Annotated in this window: 21 protein-coding genes; 8 read left to right on the forward strand and 13 right to left on the reverse strand. The window is 59.0% G+C overall.

The features are described from left to right. Positions 1-44: 44 nt before the first annotated feature. The 5 genes from recJ to E1297_RS20150 all read left to right on the forward strand — a co-directional run bounded on the left by recJ (position 45) and on the right by E1297_RS20150 (position 5,385). The gene (recJ, locus tag E1297_RS20130) at positions 45-1,865 is read left to right on the forward strand and encodes a single-stranded-DNA-specific exonuclease RecJ (protein WP_155141595.1); all 1,821 of its coding nucleotides are present in this window, start codon (positions 45-47) and stop codon (positions 1,863-1,865) included. Between the two features lie 81 nt (positions 1,866-1,946). After that, positions 1,947-2,138: a hypothetical protein gene (locus E1297_RS20135; protein ID WP_155141597.1), complete on the forward strand. Its 192-nt coding sequence runs from the start codon at positions 1,947-1,949 to the stop codon at positions 2,136-2,138. A gap of 93 nt (positions 2,139-2,231) precedes the next feature. Next, on the forward strand, positions 2,232-3,131 hold the full coding sequence (locus tag E1297_RS20140) for a nitrilase-related carbon-nitrogen hydrolase (protein ID WP_209015885.1): 900 nt from the start codon (positions 2,232-2,234) through the stop codon (positions 3,129-3,131). Positions 3,132-3,253: 122 nt separating this feature from the next. After that, positions 3,254-3,748 (forward strand): NUDIX hydrolase, encoded by a 495-nt coding sequence (locus E1297_RS20145; RefSeq protein ID WP_155141599.1) that lies wholly within the window; start codon positions 3,254-3,256, stop codon positions 3,746-3,748. 110 nt (positions 3,749-3,858) lie between these two features. Then, entirely contained in the window at positions 3,859-5,385 is a 1,527-nt protein-coding gene (locus E1297_RS20150) for an inorganic phosphate transporter (protein WP_155141601.1), read from the forward strand. 44 nt (positions 5,386-5,429) lie between these two features. Here the strand turns inward: E1297_RS20150 and E1297_RS20155 are convergent, their stop codons facing one another. The 8 genes from E1297_RS20155 to E1297_RS20190 all read right to left on the reverse strand — a co-directional run bounded on the left by E1297_RS20155 (position 5,430) and on the right by E1297_RS20190 (position 14,061). Further along, on the reverse strand, positions 5,430-6,266 hold the full coding sequence (locus tag E1297_RS20155; RefSeq protein ID WP_155141603.1) for an extracellular solute-binding protein: 837 nt from the start codon (positions 6,264-6,266) through the stop codon (positions 5,430-5,432). 136 nt (positions 6,267-6,402) lie between these two features. Beyond that, complete coding sequence (locus tag E1297_RS20160; RefSeq protein WP_155141605.1) at positions 6,403-7,167, reverse strand: ATP-binding cassette domain-containing protein; 765 nt, start codon at positions 7,165-7,167, stop codon at positions 6,403-6,405. After that, a complete protein-coding gene (locus E1297_RS20165) occupies positions 7,160-7,867 on the reverse strand; it encodes an ABC transporter permease (RefSeq protein ID WP_155141607.1) in 708 nt (235 codons plus the stop codon). The genes E1297_RS20160 and E1297_RS20165 overlap by 8 nt, the downstream gene beginning before the upstream one ends. Positions 7,868-7,992: 125 nt before the next feature. Next, on the reverse strand, positions 7,993-8,751 hold the full coding sequence (locus E1297_RS20170; RefSeq protein WP_155141609.1) for an endonuclease/exonuclease/phosphatase family protein: 759 nt from the start codon (positions 8,749-8,751) through the stop codon (positions 7,993-7,995). Between the two features lie 172 nt (positions 8,752-8,923). After that, positions 8,924-9,499: a sarcosine oxidase subunit gamma gene (locus E1297_RS20175; RefSeq protein WP_155141611.1), complete on the reverse strand. Its 576-nt coding sequence runs from the start codon at positions 9,497-9,499 to the stop codon at positions 8,924-8,926. Next, on the reverse strand, positions 9,492-12,494 hold the full coding sequence (locus tag E1297_RS20180) for a sarcosine oxidase subunit alpha family protein (RefSeq protein WP_155141613.1): 3,003 nt from the start codon (positions 12,492-12,494) through the stop codon (positions 9,492-9,494). Before E1297_RS20180 ends, E1297_RS20175 begins: the two co-directional genes overlap by 8 nt. Continuing rightward, positions 12,491-12,796 (reverse strand): sarcosine oxidase subunit delta, encoded by a 306-nt coding sequence (locus E1297_RS20185; RefSeq protein ID WP_155141642.1) that lies wholly within the window; start codon positions 12,794-12,796, stop codon positions 12,491-12,493. The genes E1297_RS20180 and E1297_RS20185 overlap by 4 nt, the downstream gene beginning before the upstream one ends. An 11-nt stretch (positions 12,797-12,807) precedes the next feature. Next, the gene (locus tag E1297_RS20190) at positions 12,808-14,061 is read right to left on the reverse strand and encodes a sarcosine oxidase subunit beta family protein (protein ID WP_155141615.1); all 1,254 of its coding nucleotides are present in this window, start codon (positions 14,059-14,061) and stop codon (positions 12,808-12,810) included. Between the two features lie 387 nt (positions 14,062-14,448). On the opposite strand from E1297_RS20190, the gene E1297_RS20195 reads away from it, so the two are divergent. After that, entirely contained in the window at positions 14,449-15,561 is a 1,113-nt protein-coding gene (locus tag E1297_RS20195) for an S-(hydroxymethyl)glutathione dehydrogenase/class III alcohol dehydrogenase (RefSeq protein WP_155141617.1), read from the forward strand. A gap of 112 nt (positions 15,562-15,673) precedes the next feature. Then, positions 15,674-16,501, forward strand: coding sequence for an S-formylglutathione hydrolase (fghA, locus tag E1297_RS20200; protein WP_155141619.1), 828 nt, complete (start codon positions 15,674-15,676; stop codon positions 16,499-16,501). Between the two features lie 63 nt (positions 16,502-16,564). Here fghA and E1297_RS20205 read toward each other — a convergent pair whose 3' ends face one another. The 5 genes from E1297_RS20205 to E1297_RS20225 all read right to left on the reverse strand — a co-directional run bounded on the left by E1297_RS20205 (position 16,565) and on the right by E1297_RS20225 (position 21,745). Next, on the reverse strand, positions 16,565-17,965 hold the full coding sequence (locus E1297_RS20205; RefSeq protein ID WP_209015886.1) for a cytochrome P450: 1,401 nt from the start codon (positions 17,963-17,965) through the stop codon (positions 16,565-16,567). A 62-nt stretch (positions 17,966-18,027) separates the two neighbouring features. After that, positions 18,028-18,429, reverse strand: a complete 402-nt coding sequence (locus tag E1297_RS20210; protein WP_155141621.1) for a DUF423 domain-containing protein — start codon at positions 18,427-18,429, stop codon at positions 18,028-18,030. Positions 18,430-18,476: 47 nt separating this feature from the next. Further along, positions 18,477-20,519 carry a M3 family metallopeptidase gene (locus tag E1297_RS20215; protein WP_368669624.1) on the reverse strand — a complete coding sequence of 681 codons (2,043 nt, stop codon included), beginning with the start codon at positions 20,517-20,519 and terminating at the stop codon, positions 18,477-18,479. A 53-nt stretch (positions 20,520-20,572) separates the two neighbouring features. Next, positions 20,573-21,127 carry an AAA family ATPase gene (locus E1297_RS20220; protein WP_155141623.1) on the reverse strand — a complete coding sequence of 185 codons (555 nt, stop codon included), beginning with the start codon at positions 21,125-21,127 and terminating at the stop codon, positions 20,573-20,575. Between the two features lie 9 nt (positions 21,128-21,136). After that, positions 21,137-21,745, reverse strand: coding sequence for a pyridoxamine 5'-phosphate oxidase family protein (locus tag E1297_RS20225; RefSeq protein WP_155141625.1), 609 nt, complete (start codon positions 21,743-21,745; stop codon positions 21,137-21,139). A 542-nt stretch (positions 21,746-22,287) separates the two neighbouring features. Between E1297_RS20225 and E1297_RS20230 the strand changes: the two genes are divergently transcribed. Beyond that, positions 22,288-23,643 (forward strand): substrate-binding protein, encoded by a 1,356-nt coding sequence (locus E1297_RS20230; protein ID WP_155141626.1) that lies wholly within the window; start codon positions 22,288-22,290, stop codon positions 23,641-23,643. Positions 23,644-23,707: the final 64 nt, after the last annotated feature.

Below are 23,707 nucleotides of genomic sequence, written 5' to 3' on the forward strand. Positions count from 1 at the left end.
ACGGAACACCGTATGGGCCTTTGCCCGTTAAACCGGAGTGCGACATGAACGGCCCCGCTGAAAATGACGGCGCGGGCCGTCTTGTGTTGGGTGTGCAACGCTCGGCCAATGATTTTGCCTGGCGGGAGCGGCTGACTGTTGCCCAGAGCCGAAATGCGATGGCGATTGCGCAGCGCCATGAGCTGCCCGATGTGCTCGCGCGCGTCATGGCTGCGCGTGATGTGCAGCCCGAAGAGGCTACCGAATTTCTTGAACCCTCCCTGAAAAACCTGATGCCCGACCCTTCCGGTCTGGTCGACATGGATGCTGCGGTTGCGCGTGTCGCGGATGCGGTGCAGGCGGGAACGAAGATTGCCATCTTTGGTGACTACGATGTCGACGGGGCGACATCCTCCTCGATCCTGTCGCGCTATCTGAGCTGGGTTGGGCTGAAACCGGTCATCCACATTCCGGACCGGATCATTGAAGGCTACGGTCCGAACGGGCCTGCAATCGAGGCATTGCACGCCGATGGTGCGCGGCTGTTGATCACCGTGGATTGCGGCAGCACCTCGTTTGAAGCCTTTGAAACAGCTTCCCGGCTAGGTCTTGATGTTGTGGTGATCGATCATCACCAGGTCGGCGAGACACTTCCCGAGGTGCGCGCCCTAGTCAATCCCAACCGGCAGGACGACCTTTCCGGCCAGGGGCATCTGGCAGCTGTCGGGGTCACCTTTCTGTTTCTGGTCGGGCTGAACCGGGAGCTGAGGAACCGCGGACTGTTTTCCGGACGGCAGCAACCCGATCTGATGGCACTTCTGGATCTTGTGGCGCTTGGCACCGTTTGCGATGTGGTGCCGCTTCTGGGGTTGAACCGGGCCTATGTGACGCGCGGGCTGGCGGTGATGCATGGCAGGCGCAATTCCGGCCTGTCCGCTCTGGCGGACGCGGCACGGGTGGCGGGCAAACCCGCGCCTTACCACCTCGGATTTCTGCTTGGGCCAAGGATCAACGCTGGCGGCCGGATCGGCGATGCAGCTCTTGGTGCGCGCTTGCTGACATGTGACGACCCCGCCATGGCCCGTGATATTGCCGAACGTCTCGATCAACTCAACGCCGAGCGGCAGGCCATGGAAGCGGTAATGCTTGAGGAGGCTGGTGCTCAGGCGTTTCAGGCGATGGAATCCGAAAACCCCGCGGTCTTGATCACCGGATCAAGCGATTGGCATCCGGGTATTGTCGGGCTGATCGCCTCACGTCTCAAGGAAGCAAACCGACGGCCGGCCTTTGCCATTGCTTTCGATGAGAGCGGCAAGGGGACCGGATCGGGGCGTTCGATCAATGGTGTCGATTTGGGCAAGGCCGTCCGCGAAGCCGTCGATCTTGGTTTGCTGCTCAAGGGCGGCGGCCATGCCATGGCGGCTGGCCTGACTGTACTCAAGGAAAAGCAGCCGGAATTGCAGGCCTTCCTGAATGAGCGCCTCGCGGAAGATGTGGAACGCGCTGCCTCCATGAGGGATTTGAAGGTGGACGCAGCACTCACGGCGACCGGCGCGACCCTTGATTTGATGGAGCTTCTGGAAAAGGCGGGGCCTTATGGCGCCGGACATGCGGAACCTGTCTTTGTTCTTCCTTCCCATCGCATTTCCTTTGCCGATGTGGTCGGCAAGGGGCATGTCCGGGCGAGCCTTTCGTCGTCGGACGGAAGCAGCATCAAGGCAATTGCGTTCAAGGCGGAGGACAAGCCGCACGGCAAGATGCTGCTCGAAAACCGGGGGCGGATGCTTCATGTGGCGGGCTCCTTGTCGATCGATACCTGGCAAGGCGCGCCACGGGTCCAGATGCGCATCATCGACGTGGCGGACCCGCAAAAGACCCGCTTGTAGCCATCATTTTCAGGTGTTTACCTTTCCGCAAGCGATCAACCTTAGAAAAGGTTGGCTGACATGTGCTGGCGGAGGGGAAGCATGGCTGATCGCGACGAGCTGAAACCGATGTTTCGCAACATAGATCGTCACACCGGTCGTGCGCTCAAGCATTTGACGAAGGTGAAAAGACAGCCGAAACTGGCGTTGATGCCGGACAATCACATTGTTCAGCGTGTTGGCACCGGCTTTGTTTTCGCGCTTGCGGCATTCGGTGTGCTGCTGATCGGCTGAGTGCCTCCATTGACTTCCTGGTCCGAGGCTGCCAAGTGCTCGCGCATCAAGATTGCCGCAGCCCCATGAATGCGGTTGCCGGATAGTTGGTGCATGCGGATGGAACGTTACGATATCGCCCTGTGGTCACTCAATCTCGGGTTTGCACCGCGTTCTGCCGAGGAATTTGCCGCTCACATAGCCGGACGTCTGGAACAGGCCGCCGCAGCCGGTGCCCGGCTCATGATGATGCCGGAATATGCGATCGAGGCAGCGCTTGCCTTCAAACCCGAAGGACTCAAGCCGACCGAAGAAATCGCGTATTTGGCTGAAACCGGTGAAAAGCTGGTTGATCTGGTCAAGGGGCTGCCTGTCCGGCATGGTGTCTCCCTGTTGCTGGGCACGATGCCGGTCCGGTCAGGGCAGGGGCATACCAACACGGCGATCCTGTTGACAGCCGACGGCCGGGTTATCCGGCAGGACAAGCTGTGCCTGACGCCCTTCGAGAAGGATCCCCAGAGCTGGAAGCTCGAGCCGGGGACGGAATTGCATGTTTTCGAGCTTGATGGCTTGAAAATGGCGATCCTTGTCTGCCTCGACGTCGAAATGCCAGCCTTGTCCTGCCTGCTGGCTGCCGGGGAAATCGATCTCTTGCTGGTTCCGTCCATGACGGAAATGACTTCGGGTTATCACCGTGTCTATGGCTGCGCCAAGGCGCGTGCCGTGGAGCTGATGACTGCAGTCGCAGTCTGCGGCACTATCGGGGTGGCCAAAGGGACCACGCAAAATACCGCCAATGTGTCAGGGGCGGCACTCTTCATGCCCTGCGAAGAAGAACTTGGCTTTGACGGGGTGGCGTTGAACCTGCCGCCGATCAGCGGAGAAAAAGGTGCCGAGTATTTTTCAGTAGTACCTGTTGAGGTTGAAGTAATGCGAAGATTGCGTCGCGGCGGGGCTGAGGTATGGCCAGGCGGATGGTCAGCATCCCATGTTTGCCTCACCAAATTGAATTGATATTTATTACCAGGATTTAATTTGATTTGAGTGCACATTGTGCATGTTTTTTATGGACATGAATATTTTTGGGCTTATATTGCCGACGCATATCAAACCGCCGGATTCCATAGGCAAGCCTCATGACATTGCTGGAATACAATCGGGCGCCCGGCGCCCGGTGGCTGCGTGGTCTCGTCGATTTACTCCGCCGGCCTGCGCGCCTACAAATTGCAGCACTTTGCTATCGTGAACCGGCAACCGGCACGGAGCCAGAGATCCTGCTTGTGACAACCCGAGATACCGGCCGGTGGATCTTGCCGAAGGGGTGGCCGGAGCCGGACAAGCCGGCCTACGAAACAGCGGTGATTGAAGCGTTTGAAGAAGCCGGAGTGATGGGAAAGGCGGAACGTCGTGCCTATGCTCATTTCCGGTCTTTCAAGGGGCTGGCAAATGGTCTGACCCTCAGGACGCGCGTGCTGGTTTTCAAGATCCGTGCGACGAAGCTTCTCGACAGTTTCCCGGAAAAAGGCCAGCGGCAAGTGGCCTGGCTGCCGGTTTCGGAAGCCATTGAAAAAGCCGACGAGAACGGCGTAAAGAAACTGCTTCGCCGTTTCAGCTCCGAACACACATCCTAAAACCAAGCGGGATCGAGACAATGCGCCCGCTCATGGTGGTGAGCCGGGGCGGCTGCATCATTCCGGTCATAGTCAACGTGCAGTCTGTGAAGCGGACCAAGGATATTTGAATGCCGTCATCACGGAAGGCAGGCTATAAAGGCCCTGCGCTCGACAAGGACCTGGACAAGATCACCTTTGTGGGGGAGGCTGCCGAAAGCCTTGGCCGGCGTCTGCTCCTGCCGGGCCTTGCGGTGATTGTCATTGCGTTGTGCGTATTCGTCGCGGCTTTCGAAGTCGCGCCAAACACGATGAGCGATACGTTGGTTATTGCCGCCGCTGCCGCTGTCGGGGCCTATATGGCCTTGAACATCGGTGCGAACGATGTTGCCAACAATGTCGGCCCCGCCGTCGGGGCAAAGGCGTTGAGCCTTGGAACAGCTCTTGTGCTTGCCGCCCTATTCGAGAGTGCCGGAGCTCTTCTTGCTGGCGGCAATGTCATGAGCACGGTCTCGCAAGAGATCCTGCAGGTCAACCGGGTCACGGACCCGGTACTTTTCGTGACGGCCATGATTTCCGCACTGGTGGCGTCTGCCGCGTGGATCAACATTTCGACATGGATCGGGGCGCCCGTCTCTACAACGCACACAATCGTCGGAGGTGTCGTCGGTGCCGGAATAGCCGCCGCAGGCGCGTCCGCTATCGATTGGGGAACAGTTGGGGCAATCACCTTGAGCTGGGTCGTGTCTCCTGTCCTGGGCGGTGTCGTGGCGGCTTGTTTCCTGGCGTTCATCAACCGGTTCATCACCTATCGCACCGACAAGACGCAGGCAGCTTGCAAGCGGCTCCCGATTCTGATCGGGCTTCTGGCCGGATCCTTCACCGCCTATCTGGCACTCAAGCTTCCACCGGCGATCATGAATGTCCCGGACTGGCTGATTGCGCCGGTCGTCATTGTAATCGGAGGACTGGTTTGGGCTGCGTATCGCGCATATCTCGGGCGGCGAATTGCGCGGTTCCATGATCAGGCCCAACCCTTGCGCAGGCTCTTCACAATCCCCTTGATGGTCGCGGCCGGGCTGTTGTCATTTGCCCACGGCGCCAACGATGTTGCCAACGCAGTTGGTCCACTGGCCGCGATTGTCGGTGTCAAATCGGTCGATACCGGGCAAATGGACACTTGGGCGCGGGAGGTCATGAGCTACCCGGTTCCGGTTTGGGTAAGTGCGGTCGGTGCTTTCGGCATCTCGGCAGGACTTTTGCTTTTCGGACGGCGTCTTATCAAGGTCGTTGGCTCGCGGATCACGAAACTCAACCCGATCCGCGCCTTCTGTGTGACATTGTCGGCATCAATTACGGTTCTTCTTGCCTCCGGCTTGGGAATGCCGGTGAGTTCCACTCATATTGCTGTCGGAGCGGTCTTTGGGGTCGGCTTTTACCGGGAATGGTATCGCGGCAGGTATCTTTTGAAAGCAGGCGGGACCGTGGACGGCCGTCAGAAAAAGCGGGTTTTGAAGAACAGGGAAGAGCACCGCCGGCGCAAGCTGGTGCGCCGGTCCCATGTGTTCACGATCATCGGGGCCTGGGTGGTAACCGTTCCCATGTCCGCGCTTTTGTCTGCGGGGGTTTTTTATGTGCTCAGATTGGCGCCGCTGTAGGATTTCGGAGCAATTGCTCATTAGCGACGCTATTAGCCTTGCCGTCAGTCGGTGACCTTGCTGGCATTCGGGAAGAACAGCTGTTTTCCGCCGACCTTGTAGTGCGTGATTGCTGCCTGGCCTTCAGGTCCCGTGAGCCAGTCGATAAATGCCTGTCCTTCGGCTGCCTTCACGTTCGGGTGCTTGTCCGGGTTGACCAGAATGATGCCGTACTGATTGAACAGGCGATCGTCTCCTTCGGCGAGAATCTGAAGAGCGCCCTTGTTTTCAAATGCAAGCCAGGTCGCGCGATCACTGATCGTGTAGGCGTTCATACCGGCTGCAATATTCAGGGTTGCGCCCATTCCTGAGCCGGTTTCCCGATACCAGTTTCCCGAGCCCTGCAACGGATCCAGACCGGCCAGCGCCCAAAGGGCCTGTTCTTTCTTGTGGGTTCCGCTGTTGTCGCCACGCGAGGCGAAAACCGCCCCGCTCTCCGCGATTTTGTGAAAGGCCTCGGGGGCATTTGTCATGCCCTTGATCCCGGCAGGATCATTGGAGGGGCCGATCAAAACGAAATCATTATACATCACGTCATGCCGCTCGACGCCCATCCCATCGGCGACGAATTTTTCCTCGGCCGGTTTGGCATGCACCAGAAGAACGTCGCCGTCGCCATTGGCTGCGTTTTTAAGGGCCTGACCGGTTCCGACCGCAACGACCCTAACATCAATACCGGTCTTGGCTTCGAAGTCCGGCAGGATCGCATCCAGCAGTCCGGAGTTCTGAGTCGACGTGGTTGATTGAACAACAATGAAATCTGCAGCTTTTGCCGGTGCAAAAGCAAAGAGACTGATTCCAAGTCCAAGCGCGAGTCCTGCCAGTGATCTTGCAAACTTCATTCGGTTTCCCCTGTTTGGATTGGTTTTTGTTTCAGATTGATCAGCCAACAGATTGGCCCTTTTCGTCGTGCCCCAGATACCGAACGCGGATGGCCGGATTTCAATTGGCAATGACACAACCTGAGCAACAATGACCCTAGATGAGAATGTCGCCAGCCAGATAGGCACGCGCCTCTGGCGTTTCGGCCTTGCGGAAAAAACGGTCTGCCGGATCATGCTCCAGCAGACGTCCCTTGTGAAGGAAGACCACTTCTTCACCCAGACGCCGCGCCTGGTTCAAGTCGTGCGTGACGAGAATGATTTTCATCCCCTGCCTGCGCACCTGACCGACGGTCTGTTCGATCATGAAGGTGGAGGCCGGGTCCAGGTTGGCGGTTGGTTCATCCAGAAAAAGAACCTTCGGCTCCAGGATCAGGGCGCGTGCCAGGGCCAGGCGCTGTTGCTCGCCGCCGGACAGGACATGGGCCGAGCGGTCGGCCATGTCCGTCAAGCCTGCCTGCTCCAGCGCAAGGTGCAATCGTTCCCGCCGGTTGCGGCCTCCGCGCAAGCCGAGTGCAAACTTCAGGTTTGCCTTGACCGACCGCCGCAGCAGGACGGGCTTTTGAAACACGAGGGCCTGCTCCTTGCGCACCGCTTCGCCCGGAGGCATGCCATTCCACAGGATCGCCCCGGATGTCGGGCGCAACAAACCGTGCAAGAGGCGGAGAAACACGCTTTTGCCCGCACCGTTCGGTCCCAGCAGCACGGTGAGGGCATCTGTTTGCAAGGTGAGGTTCAGCCCCGCCAAAATCGTGGCGCATTCGGAGCGGTAGGCAAGGTCCCGGACTTCCAGCACCATTGGCGAGTGCGCAGTGCGCTTTTCCCGGGACGGGCGCTGGGGGAACGGGAGGATTTCAGGCATGAACCGTCTTTCCCTCCACGTTGCGCAGCAGGGAGACGGCTGCGTTTACCGAAAGAGCGATCAACAGGAGAACGAGCCCGAGTGCGAGGGCCAGTGCCAGCTCGCCCTTGGAGGTTTCAAGGGCGATTGCGGTCGTCATGACCCGGGTCACGTGATTGATGTTGCCGCCCACAATCATGACCGCGCCCACTTCGGCGATGGCCCTGCCGAAACCTGCAAGCATGACCGTTAGAAGCGAGAACCGCGCATCCCAGACCAGTGCGAGCATGACCTTGTGCGCAGGAACCACGAGGGACCGGAAGGTTTCTTCGTAATCGCGGTTCAAGTCGGCAATCACCTGACGTGTGAGCGCTATGATGATCGGAACGATCAGAACCGACTGGGCGATGATCATCGCAGCCGGTGTGTAGAGCAGCTGCAGGACGCCGAGCGGGCCGGCATTTGACAGCATCATGTAGACAAGCAGCCCGACAACAACCGGCGGCAGGCCCATCAGTGCATTGGCGATGACTGTCAGGGCAGTCCGCCCCGGAAAGCGGGCGACCGCAAGCAAGGCACCGAGCGGCAGACCAATCAGCACAGACATAAAGAGAGCGGTCAGGGTCACCTTGATGGATAAAAGGACGATTTCAGCCAAGGCCGGATCGGCACTCAAAAGGAGCTGTCCGGCCAGTATGAAACTGTCAGCAAAATCCCCCATCGTCTTCCGGTATCTCCAAGAATTGCTTTTCCTTAGCATACCCTGCCGGGTCGGCTGTGGGTAGAAGGCGACCGACCTCCAATGGTTCAAAACCAACGGCCTTTGGCAATATGGATGCGCGCCGACTATGTGTGGAGAAGCACCGCTTCGTCCAGTTCTGGTACCGTTTTGGGGCGGGCGTGCCGGGCATGCTCGAGGCGCATGCGCGCCCAGACCGGCAGGTGATCCGAGGCTATCCGGGACGTGCCTGACCGGTGTACGCCGGAATCGAGCACACGGAACTCCGGGCTTGTGATGATCCGGTCAAGGCTCGCGACCGGCAGCGGCGAGGGAAAACTGCGCCCGGGTGTTGTCACGTGATACTTGGTTTCCAGCAGTTTCAGGCTTTGGGCCGTGTCCCACCATTCGTTAAGATCGCCCACCAGCACGGTTGGCAAATCATAGGGGTGACCGTGAAGCTGTGCCATGACCGATGCGATCTGGCGCTTGCGATAGGTGCCGACTACGCTCAAATGCATCGCGGCAACACGGACGAGAGAACCCTTGAACTTCAGATCCGCCATGACCGCGCCGCGTGCTTCAAGTGTCGGCAATTCAAGGCGCTTGAAATCGAGAATGCTGACCGTGTTGCGAACAAGAATGGCGTTGCCATGCCACCCGATGCTGGCTTCCCGCGTCGCCAGCGGAACTGCCTTGTAGTCGGTCATTTCGGCAATGAGTTCCGGACTGATGGTCGTCTCGCGGGGCCCAAAGCGCTTGTCGGCTTCCTGAAGTGCGATGATGTCGCAATCCATCTCGGACAGGACCGTCAGGATCCTGTCAGGGCGCCGCCGTCCGTCCAGACCGATGCTCTTTTGAATGTTGTAGGACCCGATCTTCAGCATGAGCATATTTGTGCGTTAGTGCGGCGAAACGGCAAGGGCTAAGCTTACTTTTATCGTGCTTTGAACCATAAAAAATGCGCGATCTGTCACAGGACGGAGAGAAAAGAAAAACGGCGCAGGTTTCCCGCGCCGTCTTTTCCTGTGTTTTGTGCCGGGCGGAGCGCCTGTCAGACTAGGCCGCCTTCAGCTCCTCGGCTGATTGTACCAGAAGTCCGGAGACATACTCCATGAAGGAGACCCAGGCTTCGATGACAAAGGTGTCCTTGCCCGTGCGCCAGAGAACGACCGGCACCTTGTGGAACAGGGTGCGTGTGATTGTTCCGACCGGAAGCGCGCTTTCGTGCAGGTCGATCGGAAGACCGGAGTTCATGAGCCATTCGGCCTTGCTGCCCGAGACGATGATCGCCAGCTGACGGTCTGAAATGTCGACCAACGCATGCGGATGATCGGCAAGGGCCGTTTCAAGCGCATCCCAGACGGGCTTCAGATCAGTTTCCGGTGCAAGCAGCGTCCACTCATCCGGGCCCAGCCATTGAGCGACCCTTGTGTCTGTCACGCTTGCAGTCAGCGCGGTCACGGGCAGGTCTGCACCAAAGGCCTTTCCGGCAATATCCCGTGCAGCTTCCCGGCCACGGAAGGATAGCCGCGTGACAGGAGCCGCCAGCCGGATCGACACGGTGTCAAGCGCCAGCAGGGCGTCCTTGGTCTCGTCAGGCGCGTAGATCGTGGACGTCAGGTGATCAGCCATTGAGCCGCGTTCCTTCCTTGTCAAAGAATACCGGCTCGACAACTTCGACCGGGATGGCGCCGTCCGGCATCGGGATGTTCAGGGTCTCGCCCATCAAGGCGCGGCCGTTCTTGACGATTGCCATGGCGATGGAACGGCCGGCGGCCGGGCTGTGGTAAGACGAGGTGACATGGCCTTCCGCAGGCGTTCCGACCGGCGGGTCGGCAAGCTTGGTCACCTGCGCGCCTTCTTCCAGCACCACTTTCGGGTCCTTGGTCAGCAGGCCCACGAGTTGCTTGCGGCCCTCGGCCACCAGATCCGGGCGAGCCAGACCGCGCTTGCCGACAAAGTCGGCTTTCTTCTTGCCGATGGCCCAGTTCATCCCGACATCATCGGGCGTGACCGTTCCGTCGGTTTCCTGACCGACGATGATATAGCCCTTGTCGGCGCGCAGGACGTGCATGGTTTCAGTGCCATAGGGCACGCCATTGTGCTTCTCGATTTCCTTCGCCAGCGTTTCCCAGACCATCTTGCCGTGGCGGCGCGGGACGTTGATTTCGAAGCCGAGTTCACCGGTGAACGAAATCCGGAACAGACGGCAGGGAACGCCGCAGAATGTGCCGGTGGCGACACTCATATGCGGGAAGGCGTCCGGGGACAGGTCGATGCCTTCAACGAACGGTGCGACAACCTCGCGGGCTTTTGGCCCTTGAACGGCTGCAACCGCAAATTCTTCCGTTGTCGAGGTGATCCAGACGTCGAGGTCCGGCCATTCGGTCTGCAGATAGTCTTCCATGGACGCAAAGACGCTTGCAGCACCGCCTGTCGTGGTCGTGACGTGGAAACGGTCTTCGGCCATGCGTCCGACGACGCCGTCGTCAATGATGAAACCGGCATCGTTCAGCATCAAGCCGTAGCGGCAGCGGCCCGGCGCAAGTTTCTTCCAGGGATTGGTGTACATCCGCTCCAGGAATTCGGCCGCATCCGGCCCGACGACCTCGATCTTGCCGAGTGTGGAGGCATCGAACAGACCGACGCTTTCGCGCACGGTCGCGCATTCACGGGCAACAGCGGCATGCATGTCTTCGCCGGATTTCGGGAAGTACCATGCCCGTTTCCACTGTCCGACATCCTCAAAGGCAGCTCCTTTGGCCGTTGCCCAGTCATGGGACGGTGTCTTGCGGACCGGGTCGAAGAAGTCGCCGCGCGATGTGTTTGCGAATGTGCCGAAGGTCGTCGGCGTAAATGGCTGGCGGAAGGTTGTCAGTCCAACCGAGGTCAGCGGCTTGCCAAGCGAGGCCGAGGCGATCTGCAGCGCGTTCATGTTCGACAGACGGCCCTGATCGGTCGCCATGCCTGTGGTGGTGTAGCGCTTGATGTGCTCGATCGAATGCATGCCTTCGCGAACCGCCAGCTTTACGTCCTTGGCGGTGACGTCGTTCTGGTAGTCGACGAAAGCCTTGACCTTGGAGGCGTTCCGGTCGTGCGGCAGATCACCAAGCGTTCCGCCGGTTCCGGCTTCAGCACCGGAAGCCGATGCATAGGTCACCTTGGCGGTCTTGCCGGTGGCAGCCTTTGCGGCATCCTCGCCTGCGGCATAGCCGTCGGCAAGGGTTTCGCTCAAACCGTAGAGACCGCGGCAAGCACCCGCAGAGCGTTCGTTCTGGACGTGAACACCCGGAATGAATGCGCCCAGCTCCTCGTTCCAAACGACCTTGCCACGCGATTGCGAGTAGAGGCTCACCGTCGGGGTCCAGCCGCCGGACATCAGGATTGCATCACAGGTCACATCCCCGGCAGGGCTGACAGCCCCATTGGGCGACAAACGGCCAAGGAGGGCACCGGATACTCTGCGGCGTCCCTTGGTGCCGGTGACGACGCAGGCCGCTTCCACCCGGATGCCGCGTGCTTCTGCAATTGCCTTGAGGTTTTCCGGCGGGTTTGGCCGCATGTCGGCAATCGCGACGATTTGTGTGCCATGGTCGGCCAGATCAAAGGCTGCCTGCCATGCCGTGTCGCAGGCCGTGGTCACCAGAACCTTGTGGCCGACCTTGACGCCGTAGCGGTTGAGATAGGTCCGGCCCGCATCGGCGACCAGAATGCCCGGACGGTCGTTTTCCGGGAACACCATCGGGCGCTCGATGGCACCGGCGGCAATGACGACTTCTTTAGCGCGGACCTGCCACAGCCGCTCGCGCGGCAATTTGGGATCCGGGTCGCTCAGGTGTTCGGTCACCCGTTCGGCAAGCGCGACAAAATTCTGCGCGAAGTAACCGAAGGCGGTCGTGCGCGGCAGTAGGGTCACGTTGTCCCTGGCGTCCAGGGCCGTAATCGTATCCGCAACCCACTGCGATGCCGGTTTGCCGTCGATGGTGGCGTTGGCTTCCGACAGAAGCGAGCCGCCGAATTCCGCCTGCTCGTCACACAAAATGACCCGTGCGCCGGATTCGGCAGCGGCAAGCGCAGCTGCAAGACCAGCTGGACCGGAACCTACCACCAGCACATCGCAATGGGCATAGAGATTGGCGTATATGTCGTGATCCGGGTTCTTGGGCGGCTTCCCGAGTCCTGCGGCGGAGCGGATGATCGGCTCGTAGACCCGGTCCCAGAATGCTTTCGGCCACATGAAGGTCTTGTAGTAGAAGCCGGCCGGAAACAGGGGCGACATCAGGTCATTGACGGCACCAACATCGAATGAAAGCGAGGGAAAGCGGTTCTGGCTGATCGCTTTCAGGCCCTCGTAAAGTTCGACCTGGGTTGCGCGCAGGTTCGGCGTCTGGTCGCCCTGCCGGTAGACGCCGACAAGCGCATTCGGTTCTTCCGATCCGGCGGTGAGGATGCCGCGCGGACGGTGATACTTGAACGAACGCCCCACGAGATGAATGCCGTTGGCCAACAGGGCCGAGGCGAGGGTATCCCCGGTGTGCCCGTCCAGACGCTCGCTGTCGAATGTGAAGGAGTGTTTCTTGCCGCGATCAATGCGGCCGCCTTTTTCCGTACGGAATGGCTGGCTCATTTACCGGCCTCCTTGGCAATCTGGTGAAGATCCGGCTTGGGTTCCCCGGTCTTGTAAACTTTCAGGAATTTGTCGCTTACGGTTTCGCGCACGGCATTGAAGAACCGTCCGCAGCCGTGGATATGGCGCCAGCGTTCCGCGTAGACACCCTTCGTATTGGTCCGCAGATAGAGGTACTCCTCCCACTCCTCGTCGGTGGTGGCAGAGGGGTCCATCGGGCGGGCAACATGCGCTTCACCCCGGCAGCTGAATTCCGTTTCAGGGCGTTCGACGCCGCAATACGGGCAATAGATCAATAGCATCATAAACCCCTTTAGTGTGCCACGGCGGCGGCGGCCGCTTCATCGATCAAACGCCCGGTGCGGAACCGCTCCAGTGTGAAGGGGGCGTTAATTCTGTGCGGCTCGTCCTTGGCGATCGTGTGTGCAAAGACGTTCGCGGACCCGGGCGTTGCCTTGAAGCCACCGGTGCCCCAGCCGCAATTGACATAGAGCCCGGGAACCGGCGTCTTGGCGATGATCGGCGAGCGGTCGGGCGTCACATCCACGATTCCACCCCAGTTGCGCAACATCCGCATGCGCCGGAACATCGGGAACAGTTCGCAGATCGCGTCGATCGTGTGGTTGGTGATATGGATGCCGCCGGTCTGGCTGTAGGAAACGAACTGGTCCGTACCGGCCCCGATCACCAGCTCGCCCTTGTCCGACTGGGAGATGTAGGCGTGGATGGTGTTGGACATGACCACGCAAGGGAAGGCCGGTTTGACAGGTTCGGAGACAAGGGCCTGCAACGGGTTCGATTCCAGCGGCATGCGCACACCGGCCATTTCCATCAGAACGGACGTGTGCCCGGCGGCGACGATGCCGACCTTCTTGGCCTTGATAAAGCCTTTCTGGGTGTCAACGCCTTCGACGGACCCGTCCGCTTTGCGCCGAATACCGGTCACGGCGCAGTTCTGGATGATATCGACGCCGAGGTCGTCGGCAGCCCGGGCATAGCCCCAGGCAACCGCATCATGGCGCGCGGTGCCTCCGACGCGTTGCAGCGCGGCACCGACCACCGGATAGCGGATGTTCTTCGAGATATTGAGCGGCGGGCAGTATTCCTTGGCCTGCTCGGGCGTCAGCCATTCGTTCTGGACGCCGGCCAGCCGGTTGGCATGGACGTGGCGTTTGAACACCTGGATGTCGTGAACCGTGTGCGCCAGCATCATGACCCCGCGCTGGGAATACATGACGTTGTAGTTCAGGTCCTGGGATAGGCCTTGCCAGAGATTGATCGAATGGTTGTAAAGCGCCGCACTTTCTTCCCAAAGATAGTTTGAGCGCACAATGGTCGTGTTCCGGCCGGTGTTGCCGCCACCGAGCCATCCCTTTTCGATGACCGCGATGTTCTTGAGGCCATGTTCCTTGGCAAGATAGTAAGCCGTGCCGAGGCCATGCCCGCCTGCGCCGACAATGACGATGTCATATTCCGGCTTGGGCTCGGGTGCGCGCCATTGGCGGCCCCAGTTCTTGTGCGCGGAAAAGGCGTTTTTCGCCAGTTCCAGAAAGGAATATCGCTTCATTGAGCAGCTCTTCCGACCGTCCAGAGGCTGATCTTCCACGCCAAAGCGCAGCCGATCTTTTTCATGCTATCCTTGGGTAAAGGGCGTTGTGTCTCGAAATCAAGACAGCCTGCCCCATCCAGTTGCGGGCATCATCACGATTAGGCCTTCAAATGCCTACCGGTTTTCAGTCGCTTGCTTGCTTAAATGCGACATGATGCAAACCAGTGGACAGGAGCCGGGGCAATGGCCTTGTTCAGCCCTGATAGAATTACAAAACCAAGAGACGTTTCTGCGGTGATCCCTGACGTATTTTGCGGGGTTTCCACCCGGTCGCGTCCCATATATCAATCACCTTCGAGATATTGTTTTATCTTTGATTTTCAAGAATGATGGGAGCCCCGACAGATGGAAGTACGTGCAGCGGTCGCCGTGGGTGCTGGCAAGCCCCTTGAGGTGACAACGGTCAGACTGGAAGGTCCGCGCGCCTTTGAAGTTCTCGTTGAGGTCAAGGCGACAGGGATCTGTCATACGGACGAATTTACCCTCTCAGGTGCAGACCCCGAAGGCCTGTTTCCGGCCATTTTGGGTCACGAAGGGGCCGGTGTTGTCGTGGAAGTCGGCAAGGGTGTGACAACCTTGAAGCCGGGCGATCACGTGATCCCGCTTTACACGCCCGAATGCCGCAATTGCGAATATTGCCTCAATCCGAAAACCAATCTTTGCCAGGCAATCCGCTCGACCCAGGGGCAGGGTTTGATGCCGGACGGGTCTTCGCGGTTCACCACACTCGATGGCGACCCGATCCTGCACTACATGGGAACGTCGACTTTCGCCAATTATACGGTAGTCCCTGAAATCGCGCTGGCCAAGATCAATCCGGACGCACCGTTCGACAAGGTCTGCTACATCGGTTGCGGCGTCACGACCGGCATTGGCGCCGTGATCAATACGGCAAAGGTGGAGATCGGATCCAAGGCCATCGTTTTTGGTCTGGGCGGCATCGGCCTTAACGTCATTCAGGGGCTGCGGCTTGCGGGTGCCGACATGATTGTCGGTGTCGACCTCAACCCGGCCAAGAAGGAAATGGCGGAACGCTTCGGCATGACCCATTTCGTCAACCCCTCTGAAGTCGAGGGCGATCTGGTTCCCTATCTCGTCAACCTGACCGGCGGTGGCGGCGACTATACGTTTGACGCCACCGGCAATGTTCAGGTGATGCGCACGGCGCTGGAATCGGCCCACAAGGGCTGGGGCGAATCCATCATCATCGGTGTTGCACCCGCCGGGGCGGAGATCGCCACCCGGCCGTTCCAGCTGGTCACGGGCCGTGTCTGGAAGGGGACCGCATTTGGCGGCGCGCGCGGGCGTACAGATGTTCCAAAAATCGTCGACTGGTATCTGGAAGGCAAGATCGAGATCGATCCGATGATCACCCACACCATGCCGCTTGAGGACATCAACAAGGGGTTCGACCTGATGCATGCAGGCGAATCGATCCGTTCGGTTGTGGTCTACTGATTCCGGCCCTGACCTGATGCCACGGCCCTGTTGCCTGCTCATGCCCTGAGCCGGCGGCCGGGCCGTTCGCCTGTCAGGTTTCATTGATCCAAGAGTCCAAGAGGAAATTGTGATGGAAACCGTTTCGGAGTCGCGCGCCTTTGATGGCGTTCAGGGTGTTTACCACCATGCCTCCAGCGTCTGTTCTTGCGACATGACCTTCGCAGTCTATCTGCCGCCGCAGGCCAAGGACGGTCCCGTCCCGTGCCTCTGGTATCTATCCGGGCTGACATGCACCCATGAAAACGCAATGACCAAGGCAGGCCTTCAGGCGCATGCGGCCGAATTCGGTCTGGCGCTGGTGTTTCCCGATACCAGCCCCCGGGGAGAGGCGGCCGCCAATGACGAGGCATACGACTTGGGGCAGGGTGCGGGCTTTTACGTCAATGCAACTGAAGAACCTTGGGCAAAACACTTCCGGATGGAAGACTATATCGTCAAGGAGCTGCGCGATCTGGTTCTTGAGGAATTCCCGGTTTCCGATTGTCACGGGATCACCGGCCACTCAATGGGTGGGCACGGCGCACTGACATTGGCAATGAAGTATCCGGATCTGTACCGGTCGCTATCGGCCTTTGCTCCGATCGCCAATCCGTCGGAATCGGATTGGGGCCGCAAACAGTTCCTCGCATATTTCGGCAAGGAGGAAGTCCTCTGGTCGATACATGACGCCACCAAACTGTTGAAGGACAAGGGATGGTCCTCCGATGTCCTGATTGATCAGGGCACCAATGACCAGTTTCTGGATCTTTTGAAGCCGGAGAGCCTCGCGGCCGCACTTGCCGAGACGCGCACACCCTCAAGCTTCCGCATGCAGGAGGGCTACGATCACTCCTACAATTTCGTCTCGACCTTTGGCTGGGATCACGTGGCCTGGCATGCCGAGCGATTGATCGGCTAAGGCGTCGACCGATATCTATTGAACAGGGGTTTATCCAATGAACCCCTGTTCGGGTACACCGTGTCATGCGGCGCGTGGATGGAGTGTCATCGGCAAGGTTTCGCCTGGACGAAGGGTCAGACGGGCGACCGGTTGCACGTCCGTCCCGGGCTTGAGTTTCAGCTCGAAAGTGCGTGCGAGAATGGCGAGACTCAGGATTGCCTCGGTCATCCCGAATTGCAGACCTGCGCAGATGCGTGGACCGATGCTGAACGGCACATAGCCATATTTGTTCGGCTTTTTGGACTTGGGATTGAGGAACCGCTCGGGCAGAAAAACATCGGGCTTGTGCCACAAAACCGGATTGCGATGCATCAGCCAGGGAACGACCATGACGAGTGATCCCTTGGCAAACGTCTTTTTGCCGATGGTCGTGTCTTCCATCGCTTCGCGGGCCAGGATCGGCACGGGCGGGTAAAGCCTCAGCGTCTCCTCGACCACGGCTTTGGTGTAGGGCAGGGACCGGACATCCGCGAATGTCGCGGTGCGGCCGCCGAGAACCTGATCGACTTCGGCTTGAAGCTTTTGTGCAATCCGGGGCGACTGGGACAAAAGATACCAGGCCCATGCCAGCGTGTTGGCAGTCGTCTCATGGCCTGCCATGAAGATCACGGCAGCCTCATTGCGGATGGCTTCCCGGCTGAGCGGGTTCCCGTCGTCGTCGCGCGCCTCAAGCAGTCCGCCGATGACCGAAGTCTCTCCGGACTGTTTTTGCTCGCTGTAGCTGTCGATGATCTTGTCCAACACGGAAAGGATGCGTTTCACGGACTTTCGGATTGCACCGTTGCGGTATCGCGGCAGCCATTCGGGCAGTCCGAGCATCGAGATCAGGTCGATCTGATCAATGTGACGCTGGTAATCGGTGAACCCCTCGACAACTTCGCCGGCATAGTTCTTGCCCAGCGTGCGGCCGAAAATCGTCCGGCAAATGATTTCGGCTGTCAAATGCGCCATATCCGCAAGGGCGTCGACTTCGGCGCCTCGGCCTTTTGCCAGCCAGTGGTCGCGCGTTTCCTCAATGGTCTCCACCATGATCGGCGCGAACCCGGGGACGCGGGAACCGTGAATGATCGGTGCGACAACCTTCCGCCGTTTCGTCCATGTTTCGGTATCGCTGACAAACAGGCCGTCGCCGATCAGCGGTTCCAAAGCATGGCGCATCTGCGGGCTCTTGCGTTGCAAGCTGGCATGATTTGTCTGAAATGCCTCCCGCACAACGTCGGGCCGGTTGCAGATCACAAGCTCACGGGACATCACCTTCTTGGAGCGCAATCGGCCCTGAAAGTCGTCTGCTCCCCAGATCGACAGGAAATTGCGCTTGGCAAGTCCAACCAGCTTCCAGACGGGCGGCATTGTTTCGTGGCGAAAGGGATAAGGCGGGACAAAGTCCTGACATTCGGCAGAAACATCAGACGAAACAGACAAAAGAAGGTTCCTTGATTGTTTTTCGATCACCTTCTAGCGCCTGATCCCTGCACAAAAAAGATCTATCTTTCCTTTAACCTTAAGGCGGAAAGGGCAGTGGCGAGCCATCCGGCAATCAAAAGCATGCCGCCTGTCGGTGCGGAATTGGCGAAAAGCCGCTGATCCGTCAGGGCACGACTTGCGAGATCTCCGCTGAAAAGGCCAAGTCCGGCGACTAGCAGCAGGATTGCAATTGGCGCGAACGGGGCACGCCGCACTTGGGTCAGCACTCCCAATCCAATGATGACGGGTGCGTGGAAAAGCAACATCTGAGCGGCTGTGGACAACAGGCCGGTCGTGTCCAGATGGGCTGCCAGTGCCATCAGGGTCACGCCGCAGGCACCGGAAACGCCGCCAAGGATCAGGGAAAACCGGAGTATTGCGGATGTGGGAGACTGAATGGCAGGGGGGATGGGGTCGCTCATGTCCGTCACCAGAGGGAAAAGGGCCGGAATATCCCGGCCCTTGTGGCTTAGGACGCCAGCCCGCGCCGTTCAAGCAGAGAATCGATCTTCGGAGCACGCCCGCGGAAGGCGGTATAGGCCTCTTCCGGATCGGGCAGTCCGCCAGCCGAATAAATGTTGTCATGGAGACGTTTGGCCGTTTCCGGGTGAAAGATGTCGCCAGCTTCCTCAAAGGCGCCGAATGCGTCCGCGTCCATGACCTCCGACCACATGTAGCTGTAATAGCCTGCCGAATAGCCGTCGCCTGCAAAGGCATGAGCCAGATGGGGCACGCGGTGGCGCATGATGATCGCATCCGGCATCCCGATCTCCTCGAGCGTTTTTGCCTCGAAGGCGATCACGTCCAGGTCCGATGGATCTGACAGCTGATGCAGCTTCATGTCCATCAGCGCCGTTGCGGTGTATTCGACCGTTGCAAAGCCCTGGTTGAAATTTTCCGCTGCCAGCAGTTTGTCGAGCAGTTCTTTCGGCATCGGCTCGCCCGTCTTGTAGTGGACGGCAAAGCGGGACAGGACTTCAGGCTGTGACAGCCAGTGCTCATAGAGCTGGGAGGGGAGCTCGACAAAATCGCGCGCAACATTGGCGCCTGAAATCATTGGATATGTGACATTCGACAGCATGCCATGAAGCGCATGTCCGAACTCGTGGAACAGGGTGCGGGCATCGTCAAACGTCAGCAGAGAGGCCTCGCCGGGCGCGCCTTTGGAGAAGTTCATGACATTGACGATGATCGGGGCGACCTCGCCATCCAGTCTGTGCTGGGACCGGAAACCGCTCATCCACGCACCCGAACGCTTGGAACTGCGGGCAAAATAATCGCCCAGGAACAGCGCAACATGTTTGCCCTGGCTGTCGGTGACCTCGAAGGCGCGCACATCCGGATGATAGAGCTCCAGCCCCTCGATTTCCCGGAAATTCAGACCGAATAATTTATGGGCCGTGTCAAAGGCCGCCTCGATCATCCGGTCGAGCTGCAAATAGGGCTTCAGCTCGGTCTCGTCGAGATTGTGCTTTTCCTTGCGAACCTTTTCCGAGTAGTAGCGCCAGTCCCAGGGGGCAATCGCCGCATTGCTGCCTTCGCGCCGGGCAAGATCTGCCAGATCGGCCTCTTCTTCGCGGGCACGTGCAATAGCGGGCGTCCAGACATTCATCAAGAGTTCTTCCACGGCAAGCGGCGTCTTTGCCATGGTGTCGTCAAGCTTGAATTCGGCAAACGAGTTGAAACCGAGCAGCTTTGCCTTTTCGCTTCGCAAGTTCAGCGTTTTTGCCACAAGGCCGCGGTTATCCGTGCCGCCTCCATTTTCACCCCGGCTGGCCCAGGCCTTGAATGCTTCCTCGCGCCGGGCCCGGTTTGAGGAGAACTGCAGGAACGGTTCGATCGAGGACCGGGACAGTGTGATCACATGCTTGCCGTCAAGTCCGCGCTCTCTCGCCGCTTCTGCGGCGGCGGCCATAAGAAAGTCGGGCAATCCGGCGCAGTCTTCTTCCGTTTCCAGAACGAGCTGATAGTCGGCCTCGTCTTTCAGGACATTTTGCGCGAATGTGGTCCCGAGCTTGGCAAGCTCCTGCGAGATCTCGGCCATCCGGGTCTTGTGTGCGGCATCAAGACCCGCTCCCGCACGCTGGAACATCGTGTGATAGCGTTCCAGAACCCGGGTCTGCTCTGCATCAAGGCCCAGGTCGTCCTTTTGCGCCCATAGAGCAGCGATCCGGTCAAACAGTTTGGTATTCAGAAGTGTTTCGGATGAATGCCGGGCAAGTCGCGGCGTGATGTTGCGCTCGATTTCCTGCAGTTCCGGGCTGGTGTGCGCGCCGGTCAGGTTGAAGAATGTGCGCGCCACTTTTGTCAGGGCCTTGCCCGATGTTTCCATCGCTACGATGGTGTTTTGAAAACTTGGCGCGTCCGCGTTGTTCGCGATGGCCTCTATCTCCGTGCGGGCATCCTTCATGGCCGCGTCGAAGGCCGGTTCAAAATGCTCCGGACTGATGTGTGCAAATGGCGGCAACTCAAAGGGCGTGGACCAGTCGGCGAGGAGGGGATTTGTTGACACGCTTGTCTGTCCTTCTGATCAGGGGGTATTCGTGGATATGGGGATCAGGGCCTTCAGGTCAAATGTCCGGAGTGCCCGCAAAAATCTAGAATGAATCGAACTCTTGCCTCTATCGGGGCTTGTGGAACCTGAACGAGGTTGAAACCAAGGCTGCCGTAGAACTCAATCAAGTGCTCATATTCGCGCCTTGCCTCATCAAAGTCGTGGCGGCGTTCCATGTCTGTTTTATAGATGTGTGGCCAAGGCGCATAGATGAAAGCCGTCGTCGAATAGTGGTTCTCATCCAGAAGCCGTTCAAGCCTGCCGGGGACAGTTATGCCTGAGCGAACCAGAAAGGCGATCAGGTCGATCAGTGATCTGTCCGTAAACGATGTCCCGCCCGTGAGGTCGAGGCAGGAGAGATCATTGAGGCAAGTCTCAACGGCTTTTTCAACGAATTGCAGCGGGTTTTTCCAAGGCAGCGCCTCACCGCCAGAGGCAAGTTCGGTCTCGACGACGCGGCGACCGGCTTCCGGGAGCGTCTGATACCCGGCGCAGGCAAGTTCTGCCAGTGTGCTGGACTTGCCGGCTCCGGAGCAGCCGGTCAAAATAATTGGGCGGGAGGACATGGAACGCGGTTACCACATTGTTTTGGCAGCCCGCTCGGGCCATTCCCGGTCATAGGTCTTGCCGTCGAAATCAGCGGCGATCTCCTGCATGATCATGCCGGGGGACGGCAGTTTTTTCGGGTCGTGCTGAACCGAAGGGTCCCAGAGTTGCGCGCGCATCAGGGCGCGGGCGCACTGGAAATAGACCGCATCGATCGTGACCCGGACGACGGAGCGGGGCGGATGGCCTTTCATCTCCAAACGCGCAAGCAGCTCCGGGTCGATGCTGATCGTAGCCGTTCCATTGACCCGGAGGGCGCTGTTCACGCCCGGGATCAGAAACATCAGGGCCACCCGCGGATCGCGCACAATGTTCCTGAGGGAGTCGATCCGGTTGTTGCCGCGCCGGTCCGGCATCAGCAGCGTCTTCTCGTTCTCAATCACCACGCAAGTCCCGGCATCGCCGCGCGGTGAGCAGTCCAGCCCTTCCGGCCCGGCAGTCGCCAGGGCGCAAAACGGCGCGTGCTCGATGATCTTCCGGTAGGCAGGAGTCAGATGGTCCAATTCCTTGGTCAGGGACGCCTGGCCCGGTGTGCCGTACAGCGCCTCCAGTTGCTCGATGGTGGTGACTTCATGCATCAGGTGTCTCCGAATCTTGCGGGCGGCCGTGGGGGCGAGGCGGTGCGTTTCGACCAAAGGCACATGTTCAAAAAAACGCAATTGGTTCATTGGCCTAAGGGGGAATGCGTATCTATTTCAATACTTAGGCTGGTTGCAGCTTCTGCCGCAACAAAAGCGGGTGTTTCCCACCTATAACTTTCGGCTAACAGGGTGTCTCGGGAAAATGCACAAAGCTTCGTCAGCGAATTTATGTGCATTGCAAATAGGCAAAAGCCATCCTGCTGAAATGTTAAAGATAATTAAATTTTTGCGCTGCGGCAAAATATACATTACGTTTACGTAATTATCTGCTCATATACATGCAATTCCCAAAAATGCGCAGCAGTACCGCGCCGATAGTCGTATTGCGGCAAATAAACGGGCTTTTCTACAGTCTCCAAAGCTTGGCTGCCCCAGCGCAGAGGGACCGTCAAATCGGTCGGGGAAAATGCGCGGGGTTTGCCGGCTGACTGCATTCGGGCAGTCATCATCAGGCTTTTGGGCCTTTCTGGGAGGAAAGTATGACCCTGATACACAAACCGCTTAGCCGTCGTTCGATCCTGCGCGCAGGCGCAGCTGGCGGCGCTTTGCTGGCAACTCCGACGATTTTCACCAGCCGTGCCTGGTCGCAGAGTTATCTCAACGAGCCAACCGGCTCGACCGTGACGCTCGGCTTCAACGTTCCGCAGACCGGTCCCTACGCGGACGAGGGTGCCGACGAACTGCGCGCGTATCAACTCGCTGTTGAACACCTCAATGGTGAGGGTGATGGCGGCATGATGAACACCTTCTCATCCAAGGCACTCAAAGGGAACGGCATCCTCGGCAAGAAGGTCGAGTATGTTACGGGCGACACCCAGACCAAGTCCGATGCAGCGCGTGCGTCGGCGAAATCCATGATCGAGAAAGACGGTGCGATCATGATTACCGGCGGATCGTCCTCCGGTGTTGCAGTGGCCGTTCAGGCTCTGTGTCAGGAAGCCGGTTGCATCTTCATGTCCGGCCTGACGCACTCCAACGATACGACCGGCAAGGACAAGCGGGCCAACGGCTTCCGGCATTTCTTCAATTCCTACATGTCGGGGGCAGCGCTTGCTCCGGTGTTGAAGAATGCCTATGGCGATGACCGCAAGGCCTACCACCTGACGGCCGATTACAACTGGGGCTACACCACGGAACAGGCGGTGCGGGAATCGACCGAGGCCATGGGCTGGGAAACAGTTGAAACCGTCAAGACCCCGCTCGCCGCGACCGACTTCTCCGCCTACATCACGCCGGTTCTCCAGTCTGATGCCGATGTGCTGGTTCTGAACCATTATGGCGGCAACATGGTCAACTCGCTGACCAATGCGGTCCAGTTCGGCCTGCGCGACAAGGTCGTGAACGGCAAGGACTTCGTGATTGTCGTTCCGCTCTACTCGCGCCTGATGGCGAAGGGGGCAGGCGAAAACGTCAAGGGCATTTTCGGCTCCACAAACTGGCACTGGACGTTGCAGGACGAAGGCTCAAAGGCCTTTGTACGCTCCTTCGGAGAGAAATACGGCTTCCCGCCGAGTCAGGCAGCCCACACCTGCTACGTTCAGGCTCTGCTTTATGCGGATGCCGTCGAGCGTGCCGGAACCTTCAATCCCTGCGGTGTTGTTGCGGCTCTGGAGGGCTACGAGTTCGATGGTCTGGGCAATGGCAAAACCCTCTACCGTGCCGACGACCATCAGTGCTTCAAGGACGTTCTGGTCGTGAAGGGGAAGGAAAACCCGACCTCCGACTTCGACCTTCTGGAGATCGTGGAGGTCACCCCGGTCGAGCAGGTCACCTATGCACCCGATCATCCGCAGTTTGCGGGCGGCGCGCTGGGTACATGCAATCCGGGCGCCTGACCGAAAATACCGGGCAGGGCAGCGTGAGTTGCCCTGCCTTTCTTTTAATTGGACGCGCGGGGGG

The sequence above is a fragment of the Roseibium sp. RKSG952 genome (assembly GCF_009711355.1).